Source organism: Actimicrobium sp. CCI2.3 (genome assembly GCF_035019065.1).
Classification (GTDB): domain Bacteria; phylum Pseudomonadota; class Gammaproteobacteria; order Burkholderiales; family Burkholderiaceae_D; genus Actimicrobium.
In genome coordinates this window covers 23023-49100 of sequence record NZ_JASJWR010000019.1, presented here as the reverse complement: position 1 = coordinate 49100, position 26078 = coordinate 23023, and the positions used below count along the sequence as shown (strand labels likewise).

The following is a 26078-nucleotide window of genomic DNA, read 5'->3' as shown; positions in this document are numbered from 1 at the left end:
GTGCTCTTTTACTAAATGCTATGGCTGTCAGATTGATTACATCTTTTTATTAGCAAATTTTCGATGAGTTATCTGATTGGGTTATTGCATCCGTGCGTTCGGTTGAATATTCCAGTCGGCGGTGCTGTGCAATATAAGCATCTCGCGAAGGTAAAAGGTGGCCGCGACACAGTTCGACCAAACGATCCTGATCACCGGTTCGTAACGCTTTTATCATCTGGTGATGGTCTTGGCGTGACTGTTCCAGAATCTGTGGGACGACTATTGTGAGTGAGCGCACAACATGCGTACGTTGCGCTGCCAGTTCTATGAGTTCGGTTAGTGCCTGATTATCAGATAGGGAAAATAGCGCCTTATGAAAAGCAATATTCATTCTAAACACAACTTGTAAGTTTGATTCCATCACTGCTGTGTCATGTTGTTTCTGGATGGATTCCAGTGTTTCCATTTTTTCTGCAGGAACGGGGAGTCTGATTTGTCGGGCACAGTTTGTCTCAAGAATTTCTCGCACGATATAAAGATCGACCACTTCCTTTACGCTGTAGGATTTAACCAGTGCACCAAAATTCTTTTTTCGCTCCACGAGTCCAATTTTTTCTAGTTCAGCAAGAACCTGCCGTACAACGTGGCGTTTTAAGCCAAAGCGTAGAAGTAGTTCATCCTCGACCAAGCGTTCACGTGGGTGCATATAGCCGAACGCAATATCTTCTTCCAGTATTTCGACGACCCGACGCACTTGGGATTCGGTATCAATATCCTGAATTAGGATAGATTCGGAGTTAGGTATATTTTGCATTCTGTGTAAATTCTAGTGAGATACTGGCTATCAAAAAAATAATATTTTTAAATCTCCGCATAATTATTAACTCAGTTTTTTCAATTTATATTGTTTCAACCTGATTGCAATAAAAAAGAACAATGAAATTTCATCCTGATGAATCGAAGTTTATCCGGAGAATTAAATTAATATCTTCAGTGTAATTAATCGTGTCACGATAATTAATGGGGTATTGGCGAGTGGGCACTCCGGAAAGCTGAAGTCGAGTAACGCAGTCTTTTTCACGATGACTTGTTTAATCCAGATTGGATGTTGCTGTTGTCCGGATCTTCAATAGCTCGTTCCTGACTTGTTTTAACGGGACGCAAAAAGTCGAAGTCAACGCCTTTGTCCGCCTGAGTAACCGTTTTCAGGAATAAATGTCGGTAACCACGCTCGGCGGTTGGCCTGATGATCGGATTTTCCTGCATCCGTTGTGCCAACTCCGTTTCAGAAACAAGCAAGTTAATCGCCCGCTCCTTGACAGACAGGCGGATGCGATCGCCGTTCCTTACATACGCAAGCGGACCACCGATGGCTGATTCCGGTGTGACGTGTAATACGATCGTGCCACCGGCGGTTCCGCTCATGCGTCCGTCAGAAATGCGAACCATATCTTTGACGCCGGCGCGTGCCAGTTTTTTAGGGATTGGGATATACCCTGCCTCAGGCATGCTCGCACCGGTAGGGCCAATATGTTTCAGAACTAATATGTCATTGGCATGGACATCAAGTTCGTCATCGTCGATCCGCAAAGCCATATCTTCAATATTTTCAAAGACTACAGCCCGCCCTTCGTGTTCCATCAAGCCGGCATCGGCAGCGGATTGCTTGATGATGGCGCCGCCTGGCGCAAGATTTCCGCGCAAAACGGCAATTCCACCCTGGGGGAAAATTGGACTTGAGAACGGGCGCACGATCGACTGAGGGAAGCCTGGTCCGGCGATGTCAAGCTCTTCCCCCAATGTGCGTCCAGTAACTGTCAGTGTATCCAGATGCATGAGTGGTTTAAGTTCACGTAGCAGCGCGTGCATCCCACCTGCAGCGTGGAAATCTTCCATGTAGTACTGACCCGACGGCTTTAAATCGATGAGCACGGGTGTTTCCCGGCCAATTGCATCAAGTCGGTCAAGTTCAAGATCAATACCCATGCGCCCGGCGATTGCTGTCAAATGGATAATGCCGTTAGTCGAACCGCCAATCGCCAGCAAGACACGCAGGGCATTTTCAAATGCCTTTGCGGTCATGATCTTATCGGGCGTCAATCCATTTTTGGCCATTTCAACGGCGGTTGCGCCGGTACGCTCGGCGATCCGGATTCGTTCGGCAGTGACGGCAGGGGGTGATGCTCCACCCGGCAACATCATTCCCAAGGCTTCCGTCACACATGCCATGGTGCTTGCGGTTCCCATCACCGAACACGTACCGACGCTGGCTACCAACTGGCTATTGACCGCACTAATTTCTTCATGATCGATTTCATCAGCGCGATATTTTCCCCAGAAACGGCGGCAGTCTGTACAGGCACCAACCCTTTCTGAGCGATGGGAGCCTGTCAGCATCGATCCGGTAACTAGCTGAATCGCAGGAATACCTGCCGATGCCGCGCCCATTAATTGCGCCGGGACGGTCTTGTCACAACCACCAATGAGGATGACGGCATCCATTGGTTGTGCGCGAATCATTTCCTCCGTATCCATTGACATCAGGTTGCGCAAATACATCGAGGTCGGTGAGGAAAAGCTTTCATGGATCGAAATAGTAGGGAAGTCCATAGGCAATCCTCCGGCCAGCATTACCCCTCGCTTCACTGCTTCAATCAATTGTGGCATGTTGCCATGGCATGGATTGAATGCGCTGCCAGTGTTTGCAATACCGATGACGGGACGGTCAAGCGCGTTGTCGCTGTATCCGGCTCCCTTGATGAACGCCTTGCGCAGGAAAAGAGAAAAGCCGTTGTCCCCGTAACTGGTTAGACCTTTGCGAAGCCCGGTTGCCTCTGAGGTATTTTTCTTATTTTGGTCGCTAGCGTTAGTCATCTTCACCCCAAATAGATTATTGATAATGTTTTCAATAATAGTATTCTTGTAAATTCCGGGATGCAAGGGCTAACTACGGAAGAAATATTCCGCATGAAATAACTCTTGGCCTGTTTAATACCTTGGAGCTGCAATTTTTTGGCCGTTATAGTTTTCGATCGGGATCATTGGGTCTGTCCTGACAAATACGCACCGGCGCTGTCTCAGGGCACTTCACTTTAGATGTTCATCTAATCTGAAAGGGGCACTCAAAATCCACTTTTCCGAATAGCTTTGGCGCGCGAAGCAAGCCAACCTAGTCAGCATTGATCCTGCGATGCCGAAATGTTTTCCTTCCCATTTTTTTTGTCACGACGCGAGATTTCTACGCCTAGCTTGTCAGCAGGCCCCGCGTCGCATGACACCTCGGTTGACAAAGAAAATCCGCCATTAGCTATTCGGCCCTCTGCCCATCGCTTGGCAGATTCGGTGATTTCCCTTACACCACTTGAAACACTGTTGACAGAAAATGCCGATCTTTTACGTCGCATAAAACTCGCCTACGGCACCGACGAAGCCACCTACCAGCGCGATATCTTGGCCGTAATCTGCCGCTTCGCCGCCTACGTCCACCAGCTACCCGCCACCGCCGATAATTATTTCTCCAGCCAAGGCGGCCTGCTGCGCATGAGCCTGGAAATCGGTTTCTATGCGCTGCAAGCCACCGACAGCCACATCTTTTCCGGACGCATGACCATCACGAAGCGCCGCCATCTTGAGCCACGCTGGCGGCACGCCACCTTCATTGCAGGTCTGTGTGGTGAGTTGCATCGCACGCTCAGTCACCTCATCGTTCTTGATGAATCCGGTGCGCAATGGCACCCGTATCTCGAACCGCTCGAAGCCTGGCTGGCCACAGGACAGCGCAAGCGGTACTTCCTGCGCTGGCTACCCGAAGCGCAGGAGGTACGTGCACTCGGTGTCTTCGCGCTGCCGCACATCGTGCCGAAGGACATGCTTGCCAATCTAGCGGACGACAACGGTGTGATCGTGCCGCACCTGATGGCGTGCGTGAGCGGCATGCCGCTCCATCGCGAGGCCAACGTGCTGGAGCAACTGGTGCGGCGCGCCACCGCGCTTGTCATTGAGCGGGATCTGTCGGTCAGTGCGGACCGCGGCGGCAAGCCGCATGTCGGTGCGCATCTGGAACGCTACCTGCTGGACGCGATGCGACGCCTGATCGTGTCGTCGCCGGCATGGAACGTTAATGCCGAGAAGTCGCGCGTCTGGTTCGACACGGATGGGTTGTATCTGGTCTGGCCGAACGTCGCGTCGGATATCGTTGCATTGCTGGAGGCCGATCGCCTAGCCGGCATGCCAAGCGACGTGGAAGCCATCCTCGCAATCCTTGATGCGGCAGGTATCCTCGATGCGCCGCCGTCAGGCGAGTCACTGTGGACGATCCGCCCACCAGCATCGAATGCACCTGTGCTGGCGGTTCGGTTGTCGTCGCCAGCAATCCTGTTGTCCGCACTCGACCATGAACCAAAGCCACTACATTGCTTGTCGCAACGTAAGCATCCTTTCACTGCCGTCACACCAGAGCAAAGCGAACTCGAATTAACAGTCACCGCATCATCTGTTGTTCCTGATTCACCACCCGCCAAAACCGTCCGCTACGCACTGGAAGCCCCGGTCCGTCTCAATCCCGCCGTCAAACAGGTTCTGGCCGAGATCGTCGCCACGATGAACTGCGACGAACCCAGCGCTGCCGCTTGCGTCATCGCCGAAGGCGTCTTCATTCCACTGTGCGAATTCGAAAGCCGCCAACGCGAAACCGCACTCGTCATTCGTGCCCTGCATGACTGCGCAATGCTAGTGGTCCCCGGCGATGGTCCGTCGCGTACAGTCACTCGCCGTTTCCGCGATCAGGAAACCACCGGCGTCGTGATCCACCCGCGCTTCATTCCTGGAGTCCCTCACGATGCTGATCCGCAAATATGAAATGCCCTGGCGCGCCGCCAGCGAGGCCTATGCCGGCACGGTCTGGCTTGCCGCGATGGTCGCGTTTTTCTATCTGGATTCCCAAGGTGTTGCGCCGTGGCCTGTGCTCCGATGCTTGTCAGCGTTGTGCCTCGTGGCGGCACTGCTCCGCTGGTACCAGGCCATACGCATCCTGGTCGTCCGCGCATCGCTGAGCGGCCATGCGATGCAGATCATCACGACCGATCGCTTGCGGCAGTATTGCGAGCAAGCCGACGACCGCGTGTTCCTCGGTTTCGGTTTCGCGTGGCAGCCGGTCCATTCGCAGCGCCTGTACGAACTGGCCAAGATCAATTACCGCGATGTCCTCGTCTCGCCGTGGATCTTGCGCCTGCTCGGTTACCAGAGCGACCCGCAACCGGATGCCGAAATCGGCATGCCCTACATCCACGGCGTCGAACCAAAAGAAGGACCGCTGTACCGGCCGCTGCTCAATTTCGAGGGTGGCACCTGCATCGCCGGAACGACGCAGTCGGGGAAGGGTGTGGCTTTGTCTGTGCTGGTCTCGCAGGCGGTATACCGCGGCGATGTGGTCATCATTTTCGATCCGAAGAATTCGAAGCGGCTCAAGGGTGCCGTGATGAAAGCCTGCGCCGATACGCGCGCACCGGACACGTTCCTCGATTTCCATCCGGCTTTTCCCGAGCGTGGGGTGCGGCTCGATCCGATGTTCAACTGGCAGAAACCGACCGAACTGGCCTCGCGCATCCAGTCCATCATGCCGCCGGATACGTCCGGCAGTTTCAGTTCGTTCGGATGGGATGCGGTCAACGTGGTGGTGCAGGGGCTGGTCGAAATCGAGGACCGGCCGAATCTGGCGAAGCTGACGCAATACATCGAAGGCAGCATCGAGCCAGTGCTCGAAGCCTCGCTGATCCGCTTCTTCGATGCGCACATGGGCACCGGTTGGCGCGACAGCGATGAGCTACGGCGTTACCGGCAGGCGGCCGAGCGCGGCCATATGAAACGTCCTTCCGAGACCGCGACCAGCGACCTGATGGCCTACGTTAGCTACTACGAGAAGCACGTGCCAAAAGCCGACCGCACCAAGGTCATCGATTCGCAGGTACGCACGTTCCGGCACAATCGTGAGCACTACCAGAAGATCACCGCCAACCTCGTGCCCATCCTGTCGATGCTGACATCCGGTGACCTCGGCCGCTCGCTGTCGCCGGACCCGTTCGATCCGGATGACGAGCGGCCGATCATGAACTTGGAAAAGGTCGTACGCGGCGGGCACGTACTGTACTTCGCGCTCGATTCGCTACCCGATCCGGGCGTGGCCTCGGCCATCGCTGCGATCTTTCTGGCTGACCTCGCGGCCTTTGCTGGCATGCGCTACAACCTCAATCTGAACCGGACACGCATCGCGCTGTTCGTCGACGAGGTGGCAAACGTCATCAACCAGCCGCTGATCGAAATCCTCAACAAGGGTGCCGAGTCCGGCATCTACACCACCTGCGCGATGCAGACGCTGGCCGATCTCGCCAAACGTCTGGGCAGCGAGGAAGCGGCGCGCATGGCGCTGGGCAATCTCAACAATCTGATCGCGCTGCGCTCGAAGGACAGGCCGACGCAGGACTTCATCGTCGAGACCTTCGGCAAGACCGCGATCCACACGCTGAAGGTCGGACTCAATACGGCAGCCGATGCGCACCTCGGTGATTTCACGTCGGTGTATTCGCAGCAGGTCAGCGAGTCGTTCGAGGAAATGGTGCCGGCCGAGGTGCTCGGCAAACTGCCGAACCTGCAGTATTTCGCCTCGGTCTCCGGTGGCAGGCTGATCAAGGGACGGTTCCCGATCATCGACTGGGAAACCGGAGCTAGGGGAGAGCGCTGATGCGCTACCTCGTACTGGGTGCCGCGCTGATCCTGACGGTTATCGTCCTGTACCTGCCGGCGGCGCATCCGCCTGAGCGTTTCGTCGCGCAACTGCGGCAGGAGCATGCGATCAATGTCGCGTATTGGGGTGTCGATCCGGCGCATCAGATTCTGGACCGCATGCTGGATTGGAAGGCTGCGCTCGGTGATGCATCAATAGCTAAAACGGAGTTGAAAGTGCAGGCCGTTACCGATGCGCTGTCACCGGTCGACCGTGCCGTTGCGGGCGAGATGGCCAAGGCTGCAAACAAGCTGTGGCACAACGCGTATTTCCGTTCGGTCGAAACACTGATGACGCTGGCGCTGTACCGGGTGTCGGTGCTGATGCAGTGGTGGCCGGTCGGAGTGCTGCTGGCGTTCGCGCTGCTGTTCGATGGTTTCGTCGTGCGGATAGTGCGCAGTCGCGAATTCGTCCAGCTCAATCCGGAAATGTTTGGCCTGTGTTTGCTGGTGCTGATCATGACGTTGAGCGCCACATTGATCGCCGTCGTATTGCCGGTGACCTTGCATCCTCTGACACTATTCGTTGCGGTGGTGGTCGCCAGTCTCGCGAGCCGGGGCATCGTCGCCAACTATCACCGGCGTGCCTGAAGTGGGAGACCGAGAGCTGCATTATTCGGGTGGCTTTTCGGCGAGACAGTCAGCTTCGATCTACCTACGATGACTTCCATACCGACGTAACAATCTCCATGTCGCTTGTGATGCTGTCGAACTCGAAGTGAGGCTTGCATGCGTTTTTACCGGCTGCCATTAATGCTGTTTTTTTGTGCATTCAACGCCCATGCGGGCTCGTGCTGGGAAGACGCCGGCAGCCACTACGGCATCTCTCCTCATCTCCTGCAAGCCATCGCCCGCGTCGAATCAAACTTGAATCCCCGCGCCGTCAACCGGTCGCAACATGCCCGTTCCGGTACCTACGACATCGGTCTCATGCAGATCAATTCGTCGCACCTGCGCGGCCTTGCACGGCACGGGATCCGGGAGCAGGACCTGTACACGCCGTGCACCAATATCGCGGTCGGCGCTTGGATCCTGTCGCACAATTTTGCGCGGTACGGCGCGACTTGGGATGCCGTTGGCGCGTACAACGCGTCGTGCTCGACCTTGAAGGGAGCCGCTTGCCAGCAGGCGCGGGCACGTTATGCATGGCGGGTGTATCGGCATCTTGAGAAGGCGATGTCATGATTCGCCACGCCATTTTTCTGATGCCGCTGTGCTTGTCGCTCTCTGCGGCGATCGCTGTTGCCGGTTGTGCCATCGAGCCCAAAAAGACGAGCGCGATGTATCGCACCAGACCAGCGGTCATGCCTGTCCGTATCGAACAGCTTGCATTCGGACCGCATGCGGTCTACGTGCAGTGCATCGCGCAGACCTGTCTGACACCTACTCCAAAAACTGCCATAGAGACCCGTGCGGCAGAGCCGGTAACGACTATCGAAGAACTGTCGATAGGCTTTCCAACAGGCGGCGCGGTGCTCACATCCGAAGCGCGCAACGCATTGCGCGACAAGCTCGCCGTCGCCCGCGCCGCATCGCACATTGTCATTCGTGGCCGCACAGATAACGCCGGTTCGCCTGCTGCTAATGCGCGTCTGGCCCTCCGGCGCGCAGTGGCCGTGCGCGACTATCTGCTGCGCCACGAAGTGCCGGCGTTGACGATCTTCCGGATCGATGCGCAAGGCGCGTGCTGCTATGTCGCCGATAACGACAGTGCATCCGGTCGCACACGTAATCGAAGAGTCGAGGTGGTGTTCGTCACCTCGGCCAACAACGCTACGGGTGCCTGATGAATGTGACCTTATCCAGCGTGTTTCCTGCATTGATTCGTGGACCACCACCGATGCCGGCGGTCCCCAATTTTCATTCAACCGGAGATATCGAACATGGCAACTTCAAACTCATTGATTCACTCATCCAGTCCGTCACGCAGGCAAACCATCGCCCTGGCCGTGCTTGCCTTTGCTGTCTCGTGGCTGGCGATGACCACCGCGCAGGCGGTCGACCTGGTCAACCTTGCGTCGGTCGGCGGACCGCTGGTCGGTGCGCTCACCACGCTCGGAACGCTCACACCGGGCGTCAAGGCACTGATCGGTTTCCTCGGATTCATCGTCGCGTTCGTGTCGCTGGCAGCGCTCAGGAATTTCGGTCCGGTGATCTTCTACGTCGGGCTCGCTGTCTTTGGCGCCGTCGGGCTGCTCGTCGCCGGCGCCATTCTCGGTGCCGTCGTCTGACACGCCGGCAGGGCACACGGAGAACACGATGAGTAGCGAAACTCGCATCCCGCGCCGGCTCGACGATACCTGGAAACTTGGCTTCATCGATCTCGATGTCGCACTGCCGTTCATCGTGCTGTTCGGCTTCGCGGCACTGGCCGACAGCTTCCAGTTCGGCTGGAAAAGCCTGGTCGGCGCGGTTCTTGGCATCTGGGCCAGTCGCTGGTACAGCCGCCGACGCGCCGACAAGCATCCGGCCTTCATGCTGCATTTGGCTTACTGGTACTTGCCGGCGATTTTCTCGCCGCTCAAGCGCACGCCGCCGTCCCACTTTCGCAGGATGATCGGGTGAACCTCTTCCGTCACGAACAGGATTTGCAGGCGCTGCGCGAGCGCTTGGTCGAATAGCGCCGGCTGATCTACGGATTGCTGGCGCTGTGCATCGTCAGTGCGCTGCTGTTCCTGCGACTGGCCGGCAATGAAAAAATCATCGTCGTGCCGCCGACCATCGACAAGACATTCTGGGTCGGCAAGGACCGCGTGAGCGCGTCGTATCTCGAACAGATGGGCGCGTACACCGCGTCGCTGATCCTTGATGTGACGGCCAATAACATCGACTGGAAGCGTGACGTACTGCTGCAGTACGTCACGCCGGAAACCACGAGCGCACTGCGCACCCGGCAGGATATCGAGGCCGATCGTCTGAAGAAAATCAACGCAGCCACCTTCTTCGCCGTGCAGCAGTTCTTCACTAGCGAAGACACGCTGTCGGTGGTCATCAAGGGTCGTCTCGTGACCATCATCAACGGCTCGCGTGTCGAGACCGACGGCGAGGGACGCGCCTATCTCGTCGCGTTCCAGTATTCCGGCAACCGGATCCAACTGCATACCTTCAAGGAGATTCCCTATGAAAATCCGGGGACTAACCATGCGGCACTTCTGGCCGATCGCGGCAGCCTGCGCGATTGAAGCAGGCAGCGCGCACGCGCTGCAACTCGTCGATGCCCGCGACGGCGTGACCGTGCGGGCCAATATCGCGCTTGCCGAACCGACCCGTATCAAGGTCGAAGGCGCGAGCATCACCGATGTGTTCGGCAATGTGAGTGCCAGCAATTGCTCGACGATGGCACCGGTATCGGGTGGCATGCCACCACCGTCGCCAGTACCCAATCCGGCGGCCGAGCTTGCCCTCGAATGCGATCGCGACAAGGGTGAAATCTTCATCAAACCGATCGGTCGTGGCACGAAGCCGGTCAGCCTGTTCGTCTCGACCAGTGGCGCGACGTACACGCTGCTGCTGTCGCGTGTCGACATGCCGGTCGACACCATCGTTTTGCGCGATCGCTCCCTGACCGGCAAGTCCGCAGGGTCGGAAACGGGCAAGGGTGCGCGTTCATCCTCTCGCGTTCGCGCCTTGAAGTCGCTACTGGTCGCGCTGGCCTCCGATACGCCGACGAATGACCTACGCGTTGACGAGATCGGTCGCACGGTGCCGCTCTGGAAAGAAGCGCGCTTCACGCTGATGCGCACCATCGAAGGACGCGGACTGCGTGGCGAACTGTATGCGCTGACGAATGTGTCCGACCAGCCGATGGTGCTGGCCGAAGAAGAATTCGATCGTGATGGCGAGCAGGTGCTCGGTGTCGCCATCGACCACCACAACCTGCGGCCCGGCGATACGACCAGCGTGGTCATCTTGCGGGCGGGGAGTTGAACCATGCGCGAACGTCTTAATGCACTGCTCGCTCGCTTGCCGGTACGGCAGCGTCAATGGCTGACGGTGACGGGGCTGTGCCTTGCCGTGTTCGGCATTTTCTATCTGATTTTTGTCGTGTCGGACAAGAGTGGCGGGTCTGGAAAAACGCAGCAGGCCGACTTGTCGGGGACAAGGCCGGCGACGGTGAACAACGTGATGCCGGCCGGCCAGCAGGTCGATGCACGGGACCGCTGGGTCGGTGAAGCGGGCAAAAAACTGGCCGAACACGAAGCCGATCGCGCCACGCAGGATCAGTTCAACAAGCAGGTGCTGAGCCGCTTCCAGAGTCTGGAAAAGCAACTGGTGCAGAGCGTGCAGCCGACGCCGTCGATGTCCAATCCGGTACCGGTCATGCCGGTGCCAGATGCATTTCCGCCTGTGTCCTCTCTTCCACCGCCGCCACCGCCGTCGAAGACAGCGTCATTCACGCCGTTGCCAGCGGGAGCGCCGGCAGTCAATTTTTCGGTGCCGGAGGTGCCAGCGAGCGGACTGGTGCGCGTCAGCATTTCTCCCGTGGTGACATCATCAGCATCTGCGGCATCCACCCCGGCCAAGCCCGGCTCGGACAAAAGCGGTAACGATGCAAAGGGCCAATCGGCGAACGACTACTTGCCGGTGTCGTTCACCCGCGCGGTATTGCTCGGTGGGCTCGATGCCCCGACCGGTGGCCAGTCGCAAAGCAATCCGCAACCGGTACTGCTGAAACTCGACGACAACGCCGTGCTGCCGAACCGGTTTCGCGCACAGGTCAAGGAGTGTTTCGTGGTGGCGGCCGGCTACGGTGATATCTCCAGCGAGCGTGCTTACCTGCGTACTGAAAACCTGTCGTGCATCCGGCATGACGGCAGTGCACTGGAGGTCAAGATTCAGGGATCGGTATTCGGCGAAGACGGCAAGGTTGGCGTACGCGGACGGCTCATCGAGAAACAGGGTCAGTTGCTGGCGCGTGCGCTGATGGCCGGGATTGCCAGTGGCATTGGTCAGGCCTTTGGCACGGGAACGAGCACGATCTCGGTCTCGCCGCTGGGATCGACCCAGACCATCGACAGCGGCAAGGCGCTCGAGTATGGCGCGTCGGTTGGTGTCGGCAAGGCACTCGATCGGCTCGCGCAGTACTACATCAAGATGGCCGAGACGATCTTTCCGGTCATCGAAGTGGATGCCGGCCGGCAGGTCGATCTGGTGATCACCAAGGGTGTGGTGATCGATGCGCCGGTCAACGGTCCCACGCAGCGCGGGAATGCTTTGTTCGCTTCTAATCCGGTGGCTGATGATGAAGACAATTGACTGGATACTTGCGCTTACGCTGGTCGGTATCGCCGCCCAGGCGTACGCCGCCGATGACGAGAAAGCGGTGCTTGCCGATCTGCAGCAGCGCTATCCCGGCACACATTTTTCACGCGTATCGACGACGCCGGTGGCCGGACTTTACGAAGTCGTGATGGGTAACAGCGTCGTCTATGTCGGCCGCGATGCGCGCTATTTTTTGTTCGGGCGACTTGTCGATGTCCAAACCATGCAGGACCTGACGGCACCGAAACTTAGCGTGCTTCAACAGGAAGACAGCGGCGATGCGCGTATCGCCTTCAGCGATCTGCCACTGCACGATGCGATCAAAACCGTGCGCGGCAAAGGCTCGCGTGTGCTGGCCGTGTTCAGCGATCCGCTTTGCCCGCATTGCAAGACGCTGGAGCCTGAACTGGCGAAGCTTGACGACATCACGATCTACACGTTCCTGGTCCCTTTGCAGGGTGCCGACAAACCGCTGGCGATCTGGTGCACGCGCAATGCCGCCACCGCGTGGTCAGCCTACATGTTGCGCGGTGATGAATCGCAGTTAGCGACTAGTCCTGCCTGTGACAACCCGTTGCAGCGCAACCGCGCACTCGCTGAAAAACTCCGCCTGCACGGCACGCCGGCACTGATCGCTGGCGATGGCCGCGTGCGCATGGGCGCTGCTGATGCCGGCGTGTTGAAGGCCTGGATGGTTGCTGACGATCCCCGTGCCGGTAGCAAAAAGACCCAAGCTCTTACCTCGACAAGGAGTCCCGAATGATGGCCTCGCAATCCTCCCGTTTAATCCTGTCCCTCGCCACGATGGCGTTGGGCGGCTGCACCTCTATGGCCGGATTGGGCGGCTCGTCTGGCTATGCCTGCAAGGCCCCCGCCGGCGTGCAGTGTGCATCGGTATCGGGCACCTACGCCAATGCGATGCGTGGGAATTTGCCCGGTCAGCAGCGCAGTGCAGGTGGTGCCGAGGTGCCAGAAGAGGCATCGACATCTGCTCGTCCCGTCACGAAAGCCGAACCCGACGTATCGGCATCGGCATTACGTTCGCCGCCCCGCATCCTGCGCCTCTGGATCAAGCCCTACGAGGACGCAGACAGCGACCTGATCGGTGAGCAGCATGTGTACGTGCGTATCGATAACGGCCGCTGGCTGGTGGACCACAACCCGCGACCGGCGCGAGATGCCGGCGTCACGATCAGGCAGCCCTTACAGGCGAAGGACGGTAGCGGTGAGGTGTCGTCGCCCGTGTCTACACCGCTACCATTTCCGCAGCTACCGGCCAGCGCCGGAGGCAAAAATTAGGAGGGCAGGATGGCGAACTCGACTTACTCAATGCCGATACCTGACGACGACGGCACGTCATCGACCGGCATCGGTGGCTGGCTTGATGGCATGCAGTCGCTACTAGGTATGGGACCGCGTGACGACCGCCCCGATCATTTTGCTAGCTGGTTGCCGTACCTCAGTTATTCGCCCGATGACGGCATCTTCGTCAATCGCGACACGATTGGTTTCGTGCTGGAAGTGATGCCGCAAAGCGGTGGCGACCAGACCATGGCGGACGTGATGAAATCGATTTTTCCATCATGCCCGGCACTGGCTGGCGTGCAGTTCCATCTGCTGGCGTCGCCGCATCTGCGCGACACCTTGCGGCGTTATGCGAGCCTGCGTGTCGAGGATGCGGATCAGGCCGAAAGGACAGGCGCGCAAGGACGGCCAGCGCGCAACCGCAATGTTTATCGTGCGCTGGCGCGTCGTCGGGTTGCCCATTTTCTGGACGGAGCGCAGCGCAGTCTGGCACCCGGTTACCACTTCACGATCCGCAATTTCCGTCTGCTGATCAGCGTCTCTTTGCCGGGAACGATAGGTCAACGTGCTCGCATCAATGAAGCAGTCACGCTGCGCGACAGTATTAGCGCGACCTTGCGCGCCGCCGAACTGACTAACGAGCCTCGTGGTGCAGATGATCTGATCAACTGGTGCGCGCTGTTCACGAATGCGGACCGGTTGTTCCAGTGCGATCCGGCTCGATTGCACTACGACGACGGTCGCGCGATCCGCGACCAGATTGTCGACCGCGACACGGTGCAGGAAGCCACGCCTTATGGTTTGCGCCTTGGCCGTGTCGGTCACGTTGATGAGATGGAAGTGCGCTTCTATTCGATTAAGTCCTTTCCCGAAACCTATCCGCTGTGGGACATGGGCGCACTGATCGGCGATATGCTGCAACCGGCGCTGCAATACCCGTGTCCGTTCCTCATCACGATGGGCGTGCACGTGCCGGACCCGACTGGCTCGCGCACATCAGTCACAGCGAATCATTGGCGCGCGACGCAGAATGCGCGCAGTACGATGTCCCACGTGATGCCCGATGTCCAGAAAAAACTCGATGACTGGAACGACATGGCGCAGGCGATCGACCAGGGTGGCGCGGCGATCAGCATGTACCACCAGGTCGCGTTGTTCACGCGCCCGGACAAGGCGTTGCGGGCCGAGGAAGCCGTCAAGGCGCTGTGGCGCGGACGTGGCTTCGAGCTAAATAACGACGTCTACATGCACCGGCAAGCGTTGCTCGCAAGCCTGCCGATGATGCTGTCGCCGGCACTGTTTGCCGACCTGCGCCGCGAGAAACGCACGACGCGCAAGAAGGCATCGAACGCGGTGCATCTTGCACCACTGATCGCGGAATGGCGCGGCACCAATACGCCGACGCTGCTGCTGGTTGGTCGGCGCGGCCAAGTGATGACGCTCGACATGTTCGACAACGTCGAGGGCAATTACAGCGCCGCCGTGGTCGGTTCGCCCGGTGGCGGCAAGTCGGTACTGCTCAACGAATTCGCCTGGTCGTACAGTGCCACCGGTGCGAAAGTCTGGATCCTCGATCTGGGTCGCAGTTTTGAAAAGCTGTGTCGAAAGGTCGGCGGGCAGTACATCGAATTCAAGCCGGAGACGGTGATCAATTTGAATCCGTTTTCGTACGTGGTCGACATCAACGAAGACATGGACTTGCTGCATCCGGTCATCTGCAAGATGGCGTCGATGAGCCAGACGCTCGAAGAAGTACAGAGCAAGGCCATCAACAAGGCGATCGTCCATTGCTGGAATCAGTACGGCCGCGAGACCACGATCACGGCACTGCAATCGGTCTTCAAGGCCGGCGTGCTGCCGGACTTCGATGGTCCGGTCGACCAGCGTATCTGCGACCTCGCGCTGATGCTCGAACCCTATACCCGCAGCGGCGTGTACGCACGCTATTTTGAGGGACGTGCCAACGTTGATTTCACCAACGATTTCGTCGTCATCGAGAACGAGGAGCTCAAGCGCAAACCCGACCTGCACGCGGTCATCAACATGCTGCTGTTGAATCGCATCACCGGCGAGATGTACCTCACGCGCAATCGCAAAAAACTGCTGATCATCGACGAGCTCAAGCAGCAGTTGGGTGACATCGGTGCCGATGATCCGATCAAGGCAGCCGTGGTCGAGGAGGCTGCGCGCCGCGCGCGCAAGTACGGTGGCAGCCTCATTACTGCGACCCAGCAGGCCGACGATTACTACGGTTCGCGCCAGATGGAAGTGGCGTTCCAGTGCTCGGACTGGCTCTTCATTTTGCGCAACAAGAAGGAATCGATCGAGCAGCTGCACCGCCACGGCAAGATCGTCATGGACGAGAACAAGAAACGCATGTTGAACTCGCTGCGCCTCGAACCGGGTGCGTTCTCGGAGATGTACATCTATTCGCCGGTCGGGGAGGGCGTCGCACGACTGGTGCTTGATCCCTATACCCGGCTGCTGTTTTCCAACAGGCTCGAAGACAACAAGCCAATCGATGAGCGGCTCGCGCGCGGGATGTCGATCGACGAGGCGATTGCTGACGTGCTGCGTGAAAGGGGGACCCGATGAACCGTGCATTCGTCATCCATTTTGTCGCGAGTCTGGTGCTCATTGCGATGGTGCTGACGGCCTATCACCGGCTCGTCATCCTGCCGATGCGGCGGGTCGGTGTCATCGACATCGCCGCCATCTGGTCCGTCAAGGAAAAGCAGTTCGCCGACATCGTCACTCGCGCCGGTGCGACTGAGCGGGACCGCCAGAAGGCGATGGAAATCGCTTCGGACTTCGCCCGCGATCTGCCCGTCGCACTGGAACAACTGCCGCAGGAATGTGGTTGTCTGGTGCTGGTGCGCACGGCAATCCTCGGGCATTCGCCGGACACGATCGACCTGACGCCGCTGCTGCGGCACAAGCTCGGCTTGCCGGGTTAGACAAAGGGGATAAACACGATGGCTTCGCTTCTGCAACGCTGGCTGCTCCGCCGACTTGACCAGAGTATCGCGCTGGCGCTGCAGGTTCGCCGATGCTGGCCATTGTGGTTGGCTGGTGTCATCGCGTATGGCTGGGCGCTCGATCACGTACGGGTCAATGTCAGCCACAGCCTGCCGTTTCGTGTCGTCTATCTCGAACACGCGCCGGAGGATTTGCGACGGGGCGATCTGGTTGTGTTTCGTTATGTGGGCGGCGACGAGGAGTGCGATATCGCGTTGCAGGGTGCGCCATTTTTCAAGCGGATACGAGGTGTCGCGGGCGACCGTATTTCGGTTGATGGACGCAGCGTCCGGATCAATGGCGAACCGGTCGGACTCGCCAAGCCGCGCAGTTGGGATGACCTGCCGCTGAACGTTATCCGTCCCGGCGTGATTCCCGTCGCCCGCTACTACATGCAAGGCGACGGACCCGACAGTTTCGATTCGCGTTATGCCCGCAGTGGTCTGGTTGGCGTCGACCAGATTGCCGGTCGGGCATGGGTACTTTTCTGAAAGGGATAGCGAGATGGCCCGCTCCGCATTTCTGATCGCGTTGTGTCTCCCGTCGCTGGTCATTGCCGATGACCTCGGCGTGATCGGTCCGACCTATCCGATCGGCGAGCCCCATCTGCTGCAGTGGATCAGCCAGCGCCTGCGCGAGAAGGAACGCAGCGGCGAACTGGCGCGCTTGCAGGAGCAGGCGCGCACGCGCGCGGTCGAGTCGGTGCGCAATCCGCCGCCGCTGGCCGACATTTCGGCTGCGACCAGTAAGAGCATGCATTACATCGATCCGACTTTTACGCTTTCAGAACCGGTTCGCGACGACAAGGGCCGCACGCTGTTCCCGGCCGGTACCCGCAAGAACCCGCTGGAAATAGTGGCGCTGTCGCGGCACCTGCTGTTCTTCGATGCGCGTGACATTCGGCAAGTCGATGGCGCGCGCAAGCTGATCGATCGCTATCGCGGCAAGGTCAAGCCTATCCTCGTCGGTGGCTCGTACCTGCAACTGATGCAGCGCTGGCGCGTGCCGGTCTACTACGACCAGCGCGGCACGCTGGTACGGCAACTCGGCATCACGCAGGTGCCGGCGCTCGTGTCCCAGGAAGGGATGCGGTTGCGTGTGGATGTGCTGGTGCTGTAATGACGACCCGCTTATTCCATCTGCTGGTGCTATTCATCGCCTGCTGCAGCACGGCGCAGGCGGGGGCGCTGACGTGCACCGGCAAGTTCCCGAATCCGCTGACCGATATCTGCTGGAGTTGCCTGCTGCCGCTGTCGATCGGCGCGGCGCAGATCGGCAATCTCGGCGGGCAGGAAGATATCGAGAATCCGTCGAATCCGGTGTGCTCGTGCGGTGTCAATCCGACGATTGGCTTGTCGGTCGGATTCTGGGAACCGGTGCGGCAAGTCGAGGTGGTGCGCAAGCCGTTTTGTCTCGTGACGATGGGCGGTATCAATCTTGATCCGGGACTGCCGGCAGCCGAAGCGGCGCTGCAGACGCGCGATGGCGGCAACGCCAGCAAGAGCTTTTATCAGGCACATTTTTACGTCAACCCGGTGCTGTACTGGCTTGACGTGATTGCCGATTTTCCGTGCCTTGAGCGGGGTGGTTTTGATCTCGCCTATCTGACCGAAGTTGATCCTCTGTGGGCCGATGACGAGTTGTCGTTGATCCTGCATCCGGATGCGGCGCTGTTCGCTAATCCGGTTGCGATCGCGGCGTGCGCGGCCGATTGCGTGGCGGCGTCGGTGGGATTCGGCGTGCGCGACCTGTTCTGGTGTGCCGGTTGCCAGGGAGGGCTGTATCCGATGGATGGTCATGTGCCAGTGCATCTCGGCGGCATCCCGACATCGGTACTGATCGCACAGCGGTTGACCGCAAAAATGCATCGCGAATTGCTGGCGTGGGGCGCGCACGGCACCGCGGGTCTGTGCGGTCCGTACTTCGAACCGGTGATGGACAAGCGCGCTTACAAGACCCAGCTGACGTATCCGATTCCGAATACCGGCAAGGACGGCGGCAAGTGCTGCCAGCCGTTTGGTCGCACCACGGTGCTGTGGGGTGCCGGCAAGGAGTACCCGGTGCAGGGTGAGGACTTTGCGTATCTGCTGTTCAGGAAAAGGAACTGCTGCCTTGGCTACTGAGCGAATTTTCTTGTCGATGCTGTCCATCGTCTTGGCCGGTGCGTGTGCCGCGCAGCCGGTCATTACCGACGCCGATCTGGATCGTGAACGGGAACGTTATCGCACCCCGTCGGCGGCAGAACTCGACGCTGCTGCGCCGTCGATACCAAACATCGAATCGCTACCAAAACCGGCCGGTACGCAAGAGGTCGATATCGAAGCGCTGGCCCGTCGGTTCGAAGCAAACCGCGAGCGGATCGCGGGAGCACAAGGCCTGATGACGGGACCATCGCTACTGGTATTCGTCTCGCTGACCATGCCCGAGCCGGCACTGGTGCGACTGGCGGCTCAGGCCGCCCGCGCCCATGCGGTACTGCTCTTGCGTGGCTTCGAGAACGGATCACTCAAACAGACGATGACCCATGTGCGTCGCCTGATCGGCACGCAGCAGGTCGCGTGGCAGATTGATCCGCAAGCCTTTGATCGCTTTGCGGTCAGCAAGGCACCTACCTTCGTGCTAGTGCGCGGTGGCGTGCAGGCGCAGCAGTGCGGCGAAGCGACGTGCCTGCCGCCGGGTGCATATGTCTCAGTCGCGGGGGATGTGTCGCTCGACTATGCGCTGGATTTCATCGCACGGACCGCGCCGCGTTTTGGCCATGAGGCGAACGGCTTTCTCGACAAATTGAGAGTGCGCGCACCGTGAAATCCTGCACCGTTTATTTGACGATCATGGTGTTCCTGAGCCATCAGCTAACGGTGCAAGCCGCCCCCGGCGACGAGGGCCGCGAGGTCGGCGCAAGCGCTAACGCTGAGATTCGCGGGATGGTCGATGCGCCGAGTGCCCGTTCTGTGGTGCCGGGCTACACGACGACGCCACCGGAGGTCGGGCTGGCCGGGTCGACAACGCTGAAGGAGCAAGGAGCCGCTCGACTGCGCGCCTGCGACAACACATCAGCGGATCCAGTCTGCCAGGCACAGCATGGCGCGGCTGTTTCCGCTGGCGTGCCGCGTGCTCCGGTTTCTGCTAGTGATGCGAGCGTTGCTGCGACCCGCGACTTGCAGCGCAATCCGGCAGCAGCACTGGGTGACCTGTCGTCCTATTACGGCAGCTGCCTGGCCGCGTCGCAGCCATCTACCGGTCAGTGCTGCATCGGCGGCAACTGCTTCAACACTGCCTACGCCAGCGACACCGATTTCGCTCGCACGGTGACCTTCATGGAAGCCGCGCGCGAGGCCGGTGTCTACCTCGATACCGCACGCATGCAGGTCTTTCGCGGCGAGGACGATCGCTGCCGTGATCGTCTCTTTAAGAACTGCTGCACCACGAACAGTGCCGGTGCCGGCATGACTAACCAGTCGCTGTTCGGCGTCGGCTCTCGCGTGGTCTATGACGTGCTGATGAACGCTGACAACCGCGAATTCGTTTATCGCGGTGCGCGTGCCTTGCTGACCGGTGCCGGTTTTGACGGTGCTTTCACGACCTATGGCGTGACCGTTGCGGTCAACGGTACGGCGTTGCCGGCGGGGTCAGTGTTGCTGTCGAGCGGCGAGTCGTTTGCAGTTGCTTTCGATCCGTGGTCGCTGGCCTTCGCGGTGGTGCTCACTGCCGCGATCTCGACGCTGTCCTGCAGCCGCGACGAAGGCCTGCTGTCCCTCAAAAAAGGCGCAGCGCTGTGCCATGACACGGGCAGCTGGTGCTCGTCGTGCATACGGGTGTTCGGCAAATGCGTCAGTTGCATCGAACACACCCATTCGCACTGCTGCTTCAACAGCCGGTTGGCGCGAATGATCAACGAGCAGGGACGGACTCAGGTTGGCAAGGGATGGGGTGGCGCACAGAACCCCGATTGCTCGGGCTTCACGATTGCGCAATTGCAGCGGCTTGATTTTGCAGCGATGGACCTGACGGAGTTTTATGCGTCGGTGGTGCCGACTTTGCCCAATGTGCAGGCGGTGCAGGGTGCTGCCGCTGGCCGGGTCGGACGTTGTGCTGACGGGCGAGGGAGGTGTTGATGGACAGGTCGTTGGCCATGATCATCCTCGCGTTATCCGCCGCTTCTGCCAGTGCCGACAATGTCGCGCGCGTGCCGGTCAATGATGTACGCGCGCTAATGGTCGCTGCCATTGACGCGCCAGGCGGTGACGCGCACGGCGTGTTCGTCGGTTCGCTGGCACAGGCAATCAGCCAGCGCTTCCGGTCGGACGCGCCGATCACGATTGATGTGACGACGCTGTCCCGTCTCACGCAGGCTGGGTGCTGCCGCTTGCAAGTAGTGTTCGCACAGGACGGTGTCGTGTTGCCGGCGGATCTGGCACCAAAGCGCAGGACCGTCGTGTTCGATTTGAACTATTGCCGGGACGGCTTGCCGCCCCGAGCCAATTGAGAGGGGAGTGATGATGGCTGCGCGCTGGCTACCCGTGATGATGTGGCTGATCGCCACGGCTGCCGGCGCCGGGCAGGCACCCGGTTTCGCCGGGACGTACTGGAGCGATTCGGAACGCGGCTGGCACTGGTATGAAGACCCGCCGAAGACTTCTCCCAAGACCCGGCCGACACCCGCTCCCGCCAAGCCGAAACCGGCTGAATCGTCACCGGAACTGACGGCTTTTGCGGCCTTACAAAAGCAGCTAGAAGACGCCCAGCGCATCGCGTTCATGCAACCTACCGAAGACAACGTGCGCCGTTACCTGGATTTACAGGCGCTGGTCGTCGACAAGTCCTCCCGCTTTGCCGATGTCTGGCAGCGCGTGATCTGGGCGACGCCGGATCTCGATTACACAGTTACCGGACGACCGGTCAATGCGCGTGCCCTCGATGTGTTCAATGCGCAGACCCAGCGCAACCGTGCCACTTCGGTGGCGGCGCTGGCAAAGAGCCACGTGCTGTTTTTCTTTTTCCGGGGTGATTGCGCGTACTGCCATGCGTTCGCGCCCTACCTGCGCGAGTTCGAAGCGAAATTTGGTTTGCAGGTCGAGGGCATCAGCCTTGATGGCGGCACGTTGCCGGCGTTTCCGCGTCCGCGTATCGACAACGGCATTTCCCGCACGCTCGATGTAAAGCACGTGCCGGCGTTGTATCTGGCCGATCCGGCGAGCGGGCGCATCACGCCGATCGGCTTTGGCGTGCTGTCCGAAAGCGAACTGCTTGAACGGCTCGACGTTGTCAGTCGCCCTGAAGCTGCCGGCATGCTGCCGAGTGCGAGCAAGCGCATGAACGTGCGCTAGTTGATGAAAGGAGTCGATATGAAAACGTACTACCCATTCCGCAAATCCGTCGCATTGGTACTGGCCGTGGTGATGGCAACCTTGCCCGCGCACGATGGCCTTGCTGGCAACCTGCAAAGCGAGGTGGACAAGATGCTCAACAACCTCGGCACCATCGATAACATCACCGCACCCGGCGCGTTTCGCGGCCAGACCTACAACACCTACACGGGCGGCAACCTGTTCATTCGCGCGCCGAACAAGGTGTACCAGTTGGCTACCATCGACTTCCCGTTTGCAAAAGCAGGTTGCGGCGGGATCGATGCGTTTGGCGGCAGCTTCTCGCACGTGTCTGCCGCCGAGTTCAAGAACATTCTGAAAAATATTACCGCCGCGTTGCCGGGTGTCGCGTTCCAGCTGGCCTTGTCGTCGGTGTCGCCGCTGCTCGGGCAGAAGGTCGAGTGGATCAAGAGTCTTGAGACCTTCATCAACAATGCCCGCATCAATTCCTGCGAGACGGCGCAGGCGCTGGTGCGCGGTGGCGCGAATGCGAGCGGTCTTGATGCGTTCTCGTCGTGCGTGCGCGTGGCGCTGCAACTTGGTTTGGAAAGTGACGAGGATGCCGCGCGCCGGCGCTGCAATCCGGCGCAGCAGAACAACGTGCTCAATGCCGGTCGTAGCAGTGGCGATGCAAGTGCCCGGGCGATGGCACCGTTTGTCGGCAATCTGACCTGGGAGGCGCTCAAGCGCAGCACTGCCTTCGATCCGCAGGAAGCCGAAATCATCATGAGCATGGTGGGTACCGTCATCGTGCTGCCGGACGACCGTACTCCGCGCACGGTGCCGCCGGTGCTCACCAGTCTCAACCAGATGCTGTACGGGAATGAAGATGCCGGTGGCGGCAAGGTGCGGATTTCTCTGCTGTCCTGTCAAGGCAATGTCGACACTTGCGACAACCCGGTACCAGTCAACGATGTGTTGTACGAACCGTTGACGACCAAGGTCGAGAACCTCATGCGCAGTCTGTCGGAAAAGATCCGCACGCGCGGCACGCCATCGCCGCAGGAGACTGCCTTCGTCAACCGGACTTCTGAGCCGGTGTACCGGATGCTCGCGGTCGGCAACACGATCGAAGGTTCCGGACTGGCCGAGATACTGATCATGCAGTACCGCGACATGGTGGCGGTCGACTATGCGTTCGGATTTTTGGAGCGCAATTTCCGGGAAGGGCTGGAGGTGCTGTCGAACAGCTTTCCCATGAACTCTGAGCAGCAGGGACTGGCTGCGGAATTGCGAGAACGGGTCCGTACCTACCTGGTGCAACTCAATGCGGAGCGTCAGCGCGTCAGTGCGCGCTCAGCCTCCTTCAGCCAGGTCGCTGCGGATCTCGAACGGATCGAGCGCCAACTGCGCGCAAACATGCCGCAGCACGTGATGGACTTGCTCGGCCAGTCGGCACTGATGACGGCCCAGTGAGGCCGGCTCGTTCGCAAAGGATGTGATCAACGAGAAAGGAGTGGTGTATGTACGAGATTTTTTCTTACGGGAACAACGATGCGCTGTTCGGCATCTTCAATGCGATCGCAGCCATCATGGGCTCGCGCAACTACCTCGGTGCGCTGGGAGCAGTAGCCGTCATCGGGTTCATGGTGGCGGGTCTGGCCTACGCCTTCGCCCCGGAAAAGCTGATCGGCTGGAAATGGCTGGGCAGTGTCGTGGTCGTGTATTCGATCCTGTTCGTGCCGAAGGTCACCGTGAGCGTGGTCGACAAGCTCGGCACGCAACCAGTCCAGGTGGTGAGCAACGTGCCGTTCGGTGCTGCCGTATTCGGACACCTGACCAGCGTCATCGGCAACAGCCTGACCGAATTGTTCGAAGCGGCGTTCCAGTTCATCCCCGGTCCGGGCCAGTTGCCATCTGACCTGACTTACCAGAAACACGGACTACTGTTCGGTAACCGGCTCATCCGCGAGACGCGCAGCATGGTCTTCGCCGATCCTTCCTTCCGTACCGATATGATCAATTTCATCCACAACTGCACGATGTACGACCTGTCGGACGGCACCATCAATCCGGCGGCGTTCTCGCGCAGCACGGACCTGTGGACGCTGATGGGCACGTCGCCTAATCCGGCACGGTATTCGACTGTAGCGGTCGCCGGCAAGGTGGTGCCGCAACCTTGTCCGCAGGCCTACCTGAACCTGTCGAACCGGATGCCGGCGCAAGTGGCGGACCTCAATAATTCGCTGGCCGTGCTGGTGAACCCGAACCTGCCGGTGGCCGAAGCGCAGGCTGAACTCGGCAATCAGGTCTGGTCGGCCTACGTCAAGACCAACCTCGCCGGAGCCGCGTCGTCGGCGGCCGACCTCATTCGCCAGAATGCCGTCATCAACTCGGTCAAGGACACCAGCCTGATCATCGGCCAGAAGCTCAACGATCCGTCCTCGCTGATCCTGGCGATGGGACGCGCGCAGGCGATGGCGCAGATCAACGCGTCATGGATCAACTTCGGTCATGTCGCGCAGGAGGCGCTGCCGCTGATCCGCAACTCGCTCGAAGGGATCACTTACGCGCTTTTTCCGTTCGTGATCCTGCTGCTGTTTTTTACCTACGGACAGGGCACGGTGATGGCGCTGAAATCATATCTGGTGGCACTGATCTGGATACAGCTCTGGCCACCGGTGTATGCGATTCTGAATTATTTTGCGACGCTGGCCAGTGCGAAATCGATTGCGGCGGCGGCACATATGCCGTCGGGGACGGGGATGAGTTTGCTGACCGCGTCACCGGTGTATCAGAACAGCATTTCTGCCGAAGCGGTGGTCGGTTACTTGCTGATGGTGGCGTTGCCAGCGGTGGCGTGGTCGGTAGTGAAAGGCGTTGACACGATCGGCCAATCGAACATCACTGGTGTGGGCAGCCTGCAGAGTGCACTGACCGGCAGCACAGGCAGTGCTGCTGCAGGCAATCTCTCCAGTGGCAATGTCTCAATGGATCAGGTTCGTACGACGCCAACGCGCTCATCGGCCTATGCCCGCATGTGGCAGGACGAACTGTCGAACAACACCTTCAATGACAACATCCTGTCCGGCAAGCGCACAGTCAGCCTTGCGCAGAACGAGGGCTACGTGTCGATGACGTCAAGCCGGGGTTTCGGAACCGCCGTCGAGGAGCGTCTGAGCAAGGGCATCGAAACCACCAAGGTACAGCTTGAGGCAGCCTCTCGACAGAAGTCTGCTGCCCTGGCCGAGTCGGTGAGCAAGGGACGGGAGCATCTTGATACGAGTCAGCTCGGGTCCGCGTACACGAGTGCCGAGTCGGCAGCGGCACAGCAGAATTATGGGGATGTGAAGTCAATGGTGCAGCGGTATGCGCGGACGATTGGCAAGGATGAGGGGACTGCGGCATATTTACTTTTTGATGCCGCCGGCAATATCGGTGGCGGGATTGGTGGTGGAGGTAAAGGTGGTCAAGGTGCGGGAGTTGACGTGAGTGCCGGCGGTGCGCTGACTCAACGCTACTCGTCCGGTCTGCAGAGAAATTACGAAGAGGCTGCGCAGAACATGACCAGTGAGCAATCAGCGAAGCTCAACGAATACGCTCGCCGCTTTCAATCTGATGAACAGTTCAGAACTGCCGTCATCGGCTCCGGCAAGGACTCTGAAGAGTTGGTTTCCCGGCTGCAAACCAGCGTCTCCCGCGAAAAAAGGGCAGAGGAAACCTTACGCGAACTCACCAGCTTCGCCGAAGAAGCCCGCTACGCCGAGACGCGCGACGAGCGTGCCTCAATTGACATGATGCGTGATCCCGCCAACTGGAAACGGATGCTGGAAGCCGTAGCGCGCCACGACGGTTCGCCGCAAGCGCAACAAACGGTGATCAACAACATGCTCCTTGAATACGGTGCGCTGACACGGCCACAGCGCAACTTGAAGGGTGCGAATCTTCCGTGGGGCCACGAGGCGGTCAATGAACAGCACCAGCGCAATCTTGCGGAGAAGGGACTCCAGTCGGGTGTGGACGATACCTACAAAAAAATGAAATCGAAGGTGGGTGCCAATCCGACATCCTCGATTGATTCTGGTGGATTGTCCGATAACGTCAACAGTGAAATTAGTCGTCAGCGTTCAGGTGCCGATGCCGCGTTAAACAGCCAGAGTGGTGCAATGAATCAGGCAGGTAAAAATTTCGACACTGTGACGGGCATCGTCAAGACGACACCCGGGGTGGATAGCAAAGGCGTTGGCAATCCGGATGGCGTGTTACGCAGTAAACGCATTTTAGGCAACGACGCGAGGGATCTGTTTGCCGAAGATGTAAAACAGAGCTTTGATAACGCCGTTGACGGCGCGAAAGAGCTTGGCGACAAGGCAAAGGATGCCGTTGATCGTGCGCTCGGTAAGAAGAAATGAGCAGGCATTGATGCGG

General features: G+C 59.2%; 25 protein-coding genes. 23 read left to right on the top strand and 2 right to left on the bottom strand.

The genetic code is table 11. The features are described 5' to 3' along the window. Positions 1-49: 49 nt before the first annotated feature. Both QN370_RS11945 and QN370_RS11940 read right to left on the bottom strand, forming a co-directional pair. Positions 50-796, bottom strand: coding sequence for a GntR family transcriptional regulator (locus tag QN370_RS11945; protein ID WP_322127087.1), 747 nt, complete (start codon positions 794-796; stop codon positions 50-52). Positions 797-1059: 263 nt separating this feature from the next. Beyond that, positions 1060-2856, bottom strand: coding sequence for an IlvD/Edd family dehydratase (locus tag QN370_RS11940; RefSeq protein WP_322127250.1), 1797 nt, complete (start codon positions 2854-2856; stop codon positions 1060-1062). A gap of 324 nt (positions 2857-3180) precedes the next feature. On the opposite strand from QN370_RS11940, the gene mobH reads away from it, so the two are divergent. The 23 genes from mobH (at position 3181) to QN370_RS11825 (ending at position 26062) form a co-directional block, all read left to right on the top strand. Further along, entirely contained in the window at positions 3181-4839 is a 1659-nt protein-coding gene (gene mobH, locus QN370_RS11935; protein WP_322127088.1) for a MobH family relaxase, read from the top strand. Next, positions 4820-6718 (top strand): conjugative transfer system coupling protein TraD, encoded by a 1899-nt coding sequence (gene traD, locus QN370_RS11930; RefSeq protein WP_322127089.1) that lies wholly within the window; start codon positions 4820-4822, stop codon positions 6716-6718. Before mobH ends, traD begins: the two co-directional genes overlap by 20 nt. After that, positions 6718-7350, top strand: a complete 633-nt coding sequence (locus QN370_RS11925) for a DUF4400 domain-containing protein (RefSeq protein ID WP_322127090.1) — start codon at positions 6718-6720, stop codon at positions 7348-7350. The genes traD and QN370_RS11925 overlap by 1 nt, the downstream gene beginning before the upstream one ends. A gap of 138 nt (positions 7351-7488) precedes the next feature. Then, positions 7489-7944, top strand: a complete 456-nt coding sequence (locus tag QN370_RS11920; RefSeq protein WP_322127091.1) for a lytic transglycosylase domain-containing protein — start codon at positions 7489-7491, stop codon at positions 7942-7944. Further along, positions 7941-8546, top strand: a complete 606-nt coding sequence (locus tag QN370_RS11915; protein ID WP_322127092.1) for an OmpA family protein — start codon at positions 7941-7943, stop codon at positions 8544-8546. Before QN370_RS11920 ends, QN370_RS11915 begins: the two co-directional genes overlap by 4 nt. A 96-nt stretch (positions 8547-8642) precedes the next feature. Beyond that, positions 8643-8990: a hypothetical protein gene (locus QN370_RS11910; RefSeq protein ID WP_322127093.1), complete on the top strand. Its 348-nt coding sequence runs from the start codon at positions 8643-8645 to the stop codon at positions 8988-8990. A gap of 28 nt (positions 8991-9018) precedes the next feature. Further along, positions 9019-9324 carry a type IV conjugative transfer system protein TraL gene (gene traL, locus QN370_RS11905; RefSeq protein WP_322127094.1) on the top strand — a complete coding sequence of 102 codons (306 nt, stop codon included), beginning with the start codon at positions 9019-9021 and terminating at the stop codon, positions 9322-9324. 74 nt (positions 9325-9398) lie between these two features. Next, positions 9399-9941, top strand: coding sequence for a type IV conjugative transfer system protein TraE (gene traE / locus QN370_RS11900; RefSeq protein ID WP_322127095.1), 543 nt, complete (start codon positions 9399-9401; stop codon positions 9939-9941). Beyond that, positions 9880-10686, top strand: a complete 807-nt coding sequence (locus tag QN370_RS11895) for a type-F conjugative transfer system secretin TraK (protein WP_322127096.1) — start codon at positions 9880-9882, stop codon at positions 10684-10686. Before traE ends, QN370_RS11895 begins: the two co-directional genes overlap by 62 nt. 3 nt (positions 10687-10689) lie before the next feature. After that, positions 10690-12015, top strand: a complete 1326-nt coding sequence (locus QN370_RS11890; protein WP_322127097.1) for a TrbI/VirB10 family protein — start codon at positions 10690-10692, stop codon at positions 12013-12015. Then, positions 11999-12784, top strand: a complete 786-nt coding sequence (locus QN370_RS11885) for a DsbC family protein (protein ID WP_322127098.1) — start codon at positions 11999-12001, stop codon at positions 12782-12784. Before QN370_RS11890 ends, QN370_RS11885 begins: the two co-directional genes overlap by 17 nt. Continuing rightward, positions 12781-13320, top strand: a complete 540-nt coding sequence (locus tag QN370_RS11880; protein WP_322127099.1) for a TraV family lipoprotein — start codon at positions 12781-12783, stop codon at positions 13318-13320. The genes QN370_RS11885 and QN370_RS11880 overlap by 4 nt, the downstream gene beginning before the upstream one ends. A 9-nt stretch (positions 13321-13329) precedes the next feature. Further along, complete coding sequence (traC, locus tag QN370_RS11875; protein WP_322127100.1) at positions 13330-15921, top strand: type IV secretion system protein TraC; 2592 nt, start codon at positions 13330-13332, stop codon at positions 15919-15921. Next, complete coding sequence (locus QN370_RS11870) at positions 15918-16283, top strand: hypothetical protein (RefSeq protein WP_322127101.1); 366 nt, start codon at positions 15918-15920, stop codon at positions 16281-16283. The genes traC and QN370_RS11870 overlap by 4 nt, the downstream gene beginning before the upstream one ends. 18 nt (positions 16284-16301) lie before the next feature. Then, complete coding sequence (locus tag QN370_RS11865) at positions 16302-16835, top strand: S26 family signal peptidase (protein ID WP_322127102.1); 534 nt, start codon at positions 16302-16304, stop codon at positions 16833-16835. Between the two features lie 13 nt (positions 16836-16848). Continuing rightward, a complete protein-coding gene (gene traW / locus QN370_RS11860; RefSeq protein ID WP_322127103.1) occupies positions 16849-17463 on the top strand; it encodes a type-F conjugative transfer system protein TraW in 615 nt (204 codons plus the stop codon). Further along, a complete protein-coding gene (traU, locus tag QN370_RS11855) occupies positions 17463-18467 on the top strand; it encodes a conjugal transfer pilus assembly protein TraU (protein WP_322127104.1) in 1005 nt (334 codons plus the stop codon). The genes traW and traU overlap by 1 nt, the downstream gene beginning before the upstream one ends. Next, positions 18457-19149: a type-F conjugative transfer system pilin assembly protein TrbC gene (trbC, locus tag QN370_RS11850; RefSeq protein WP_322127105.1), complete on the top strand. Its 693-nt coding sequence runs from the start codon at positions 18457-18459 to the stop codon at positions 19147-19149. Before traU ends, trbC begins: the two co-directional genes overlap by 11 nt. Beyond that, positions 19146-20459 carry a conjugal transfer protein TraN gene (gene traN, locus QN370_RS11845; protein WP_322127106.1) on the top strand — a complete coding sequence of 438 codons (1314 nt, stop codon included), beginning with the start codon at positions 19146-19148 and terminating at the stop codon, positions 20457-20459. The genes trbC and traN overlap by 4 nt, the downstream gene beginning before the upstream one ends. Beyond that, positions 20459-20830: a hypothetical protein gene (locus QN370_RS11840; protein ID WP_322127107.1), complete on the top strand. Its 372-nt coding sequence runs from the start codon at positions 20459-20461 to the stop codon at positions 20828-20830. Before traN ends, QN370_RS11840 begins: the two co-directional genes overlap by 1 nt. Before the next feature lie 10 nt (positions 20831-20840). Then, positions 20841-21671, top strand: coding sequence for a conjugal transfer protein TraF (gene traF, locus QN370_RS11835; RefSeq protein ID WP_322127108.1), 831 nt, complete (start codon positions 20841-20843; stop codon positions 21669-21671). A gap of 18 nt (positions 21672-21689) precedes the next feature. After that, positions 21690-23126, top strand: coding sequence for a conjugal transfer protein TraH (locus QN370_RS11830; RefSeq protein WP_322127109.1), 1437 nt, complete (start codon positions 21690-21692; stop codon positions 23124-23126). Between the two features lie 47 nt (positions 23127-23173). Then, positions 23174-26062 carry a conjugal transfer protein TraG N-terminal domain-containing protein gene (locus QN370_RS11825; protein WP_322127110.1) on the top strand — a complete coding sequence of 963 codons (2889 nt, stop codon included), beginning with the start codon at positions 23174-23176 and terminating at the stop codon, positions 26060-26062. Positions 26063-26078: the final 16 nt, after the last annotated feature.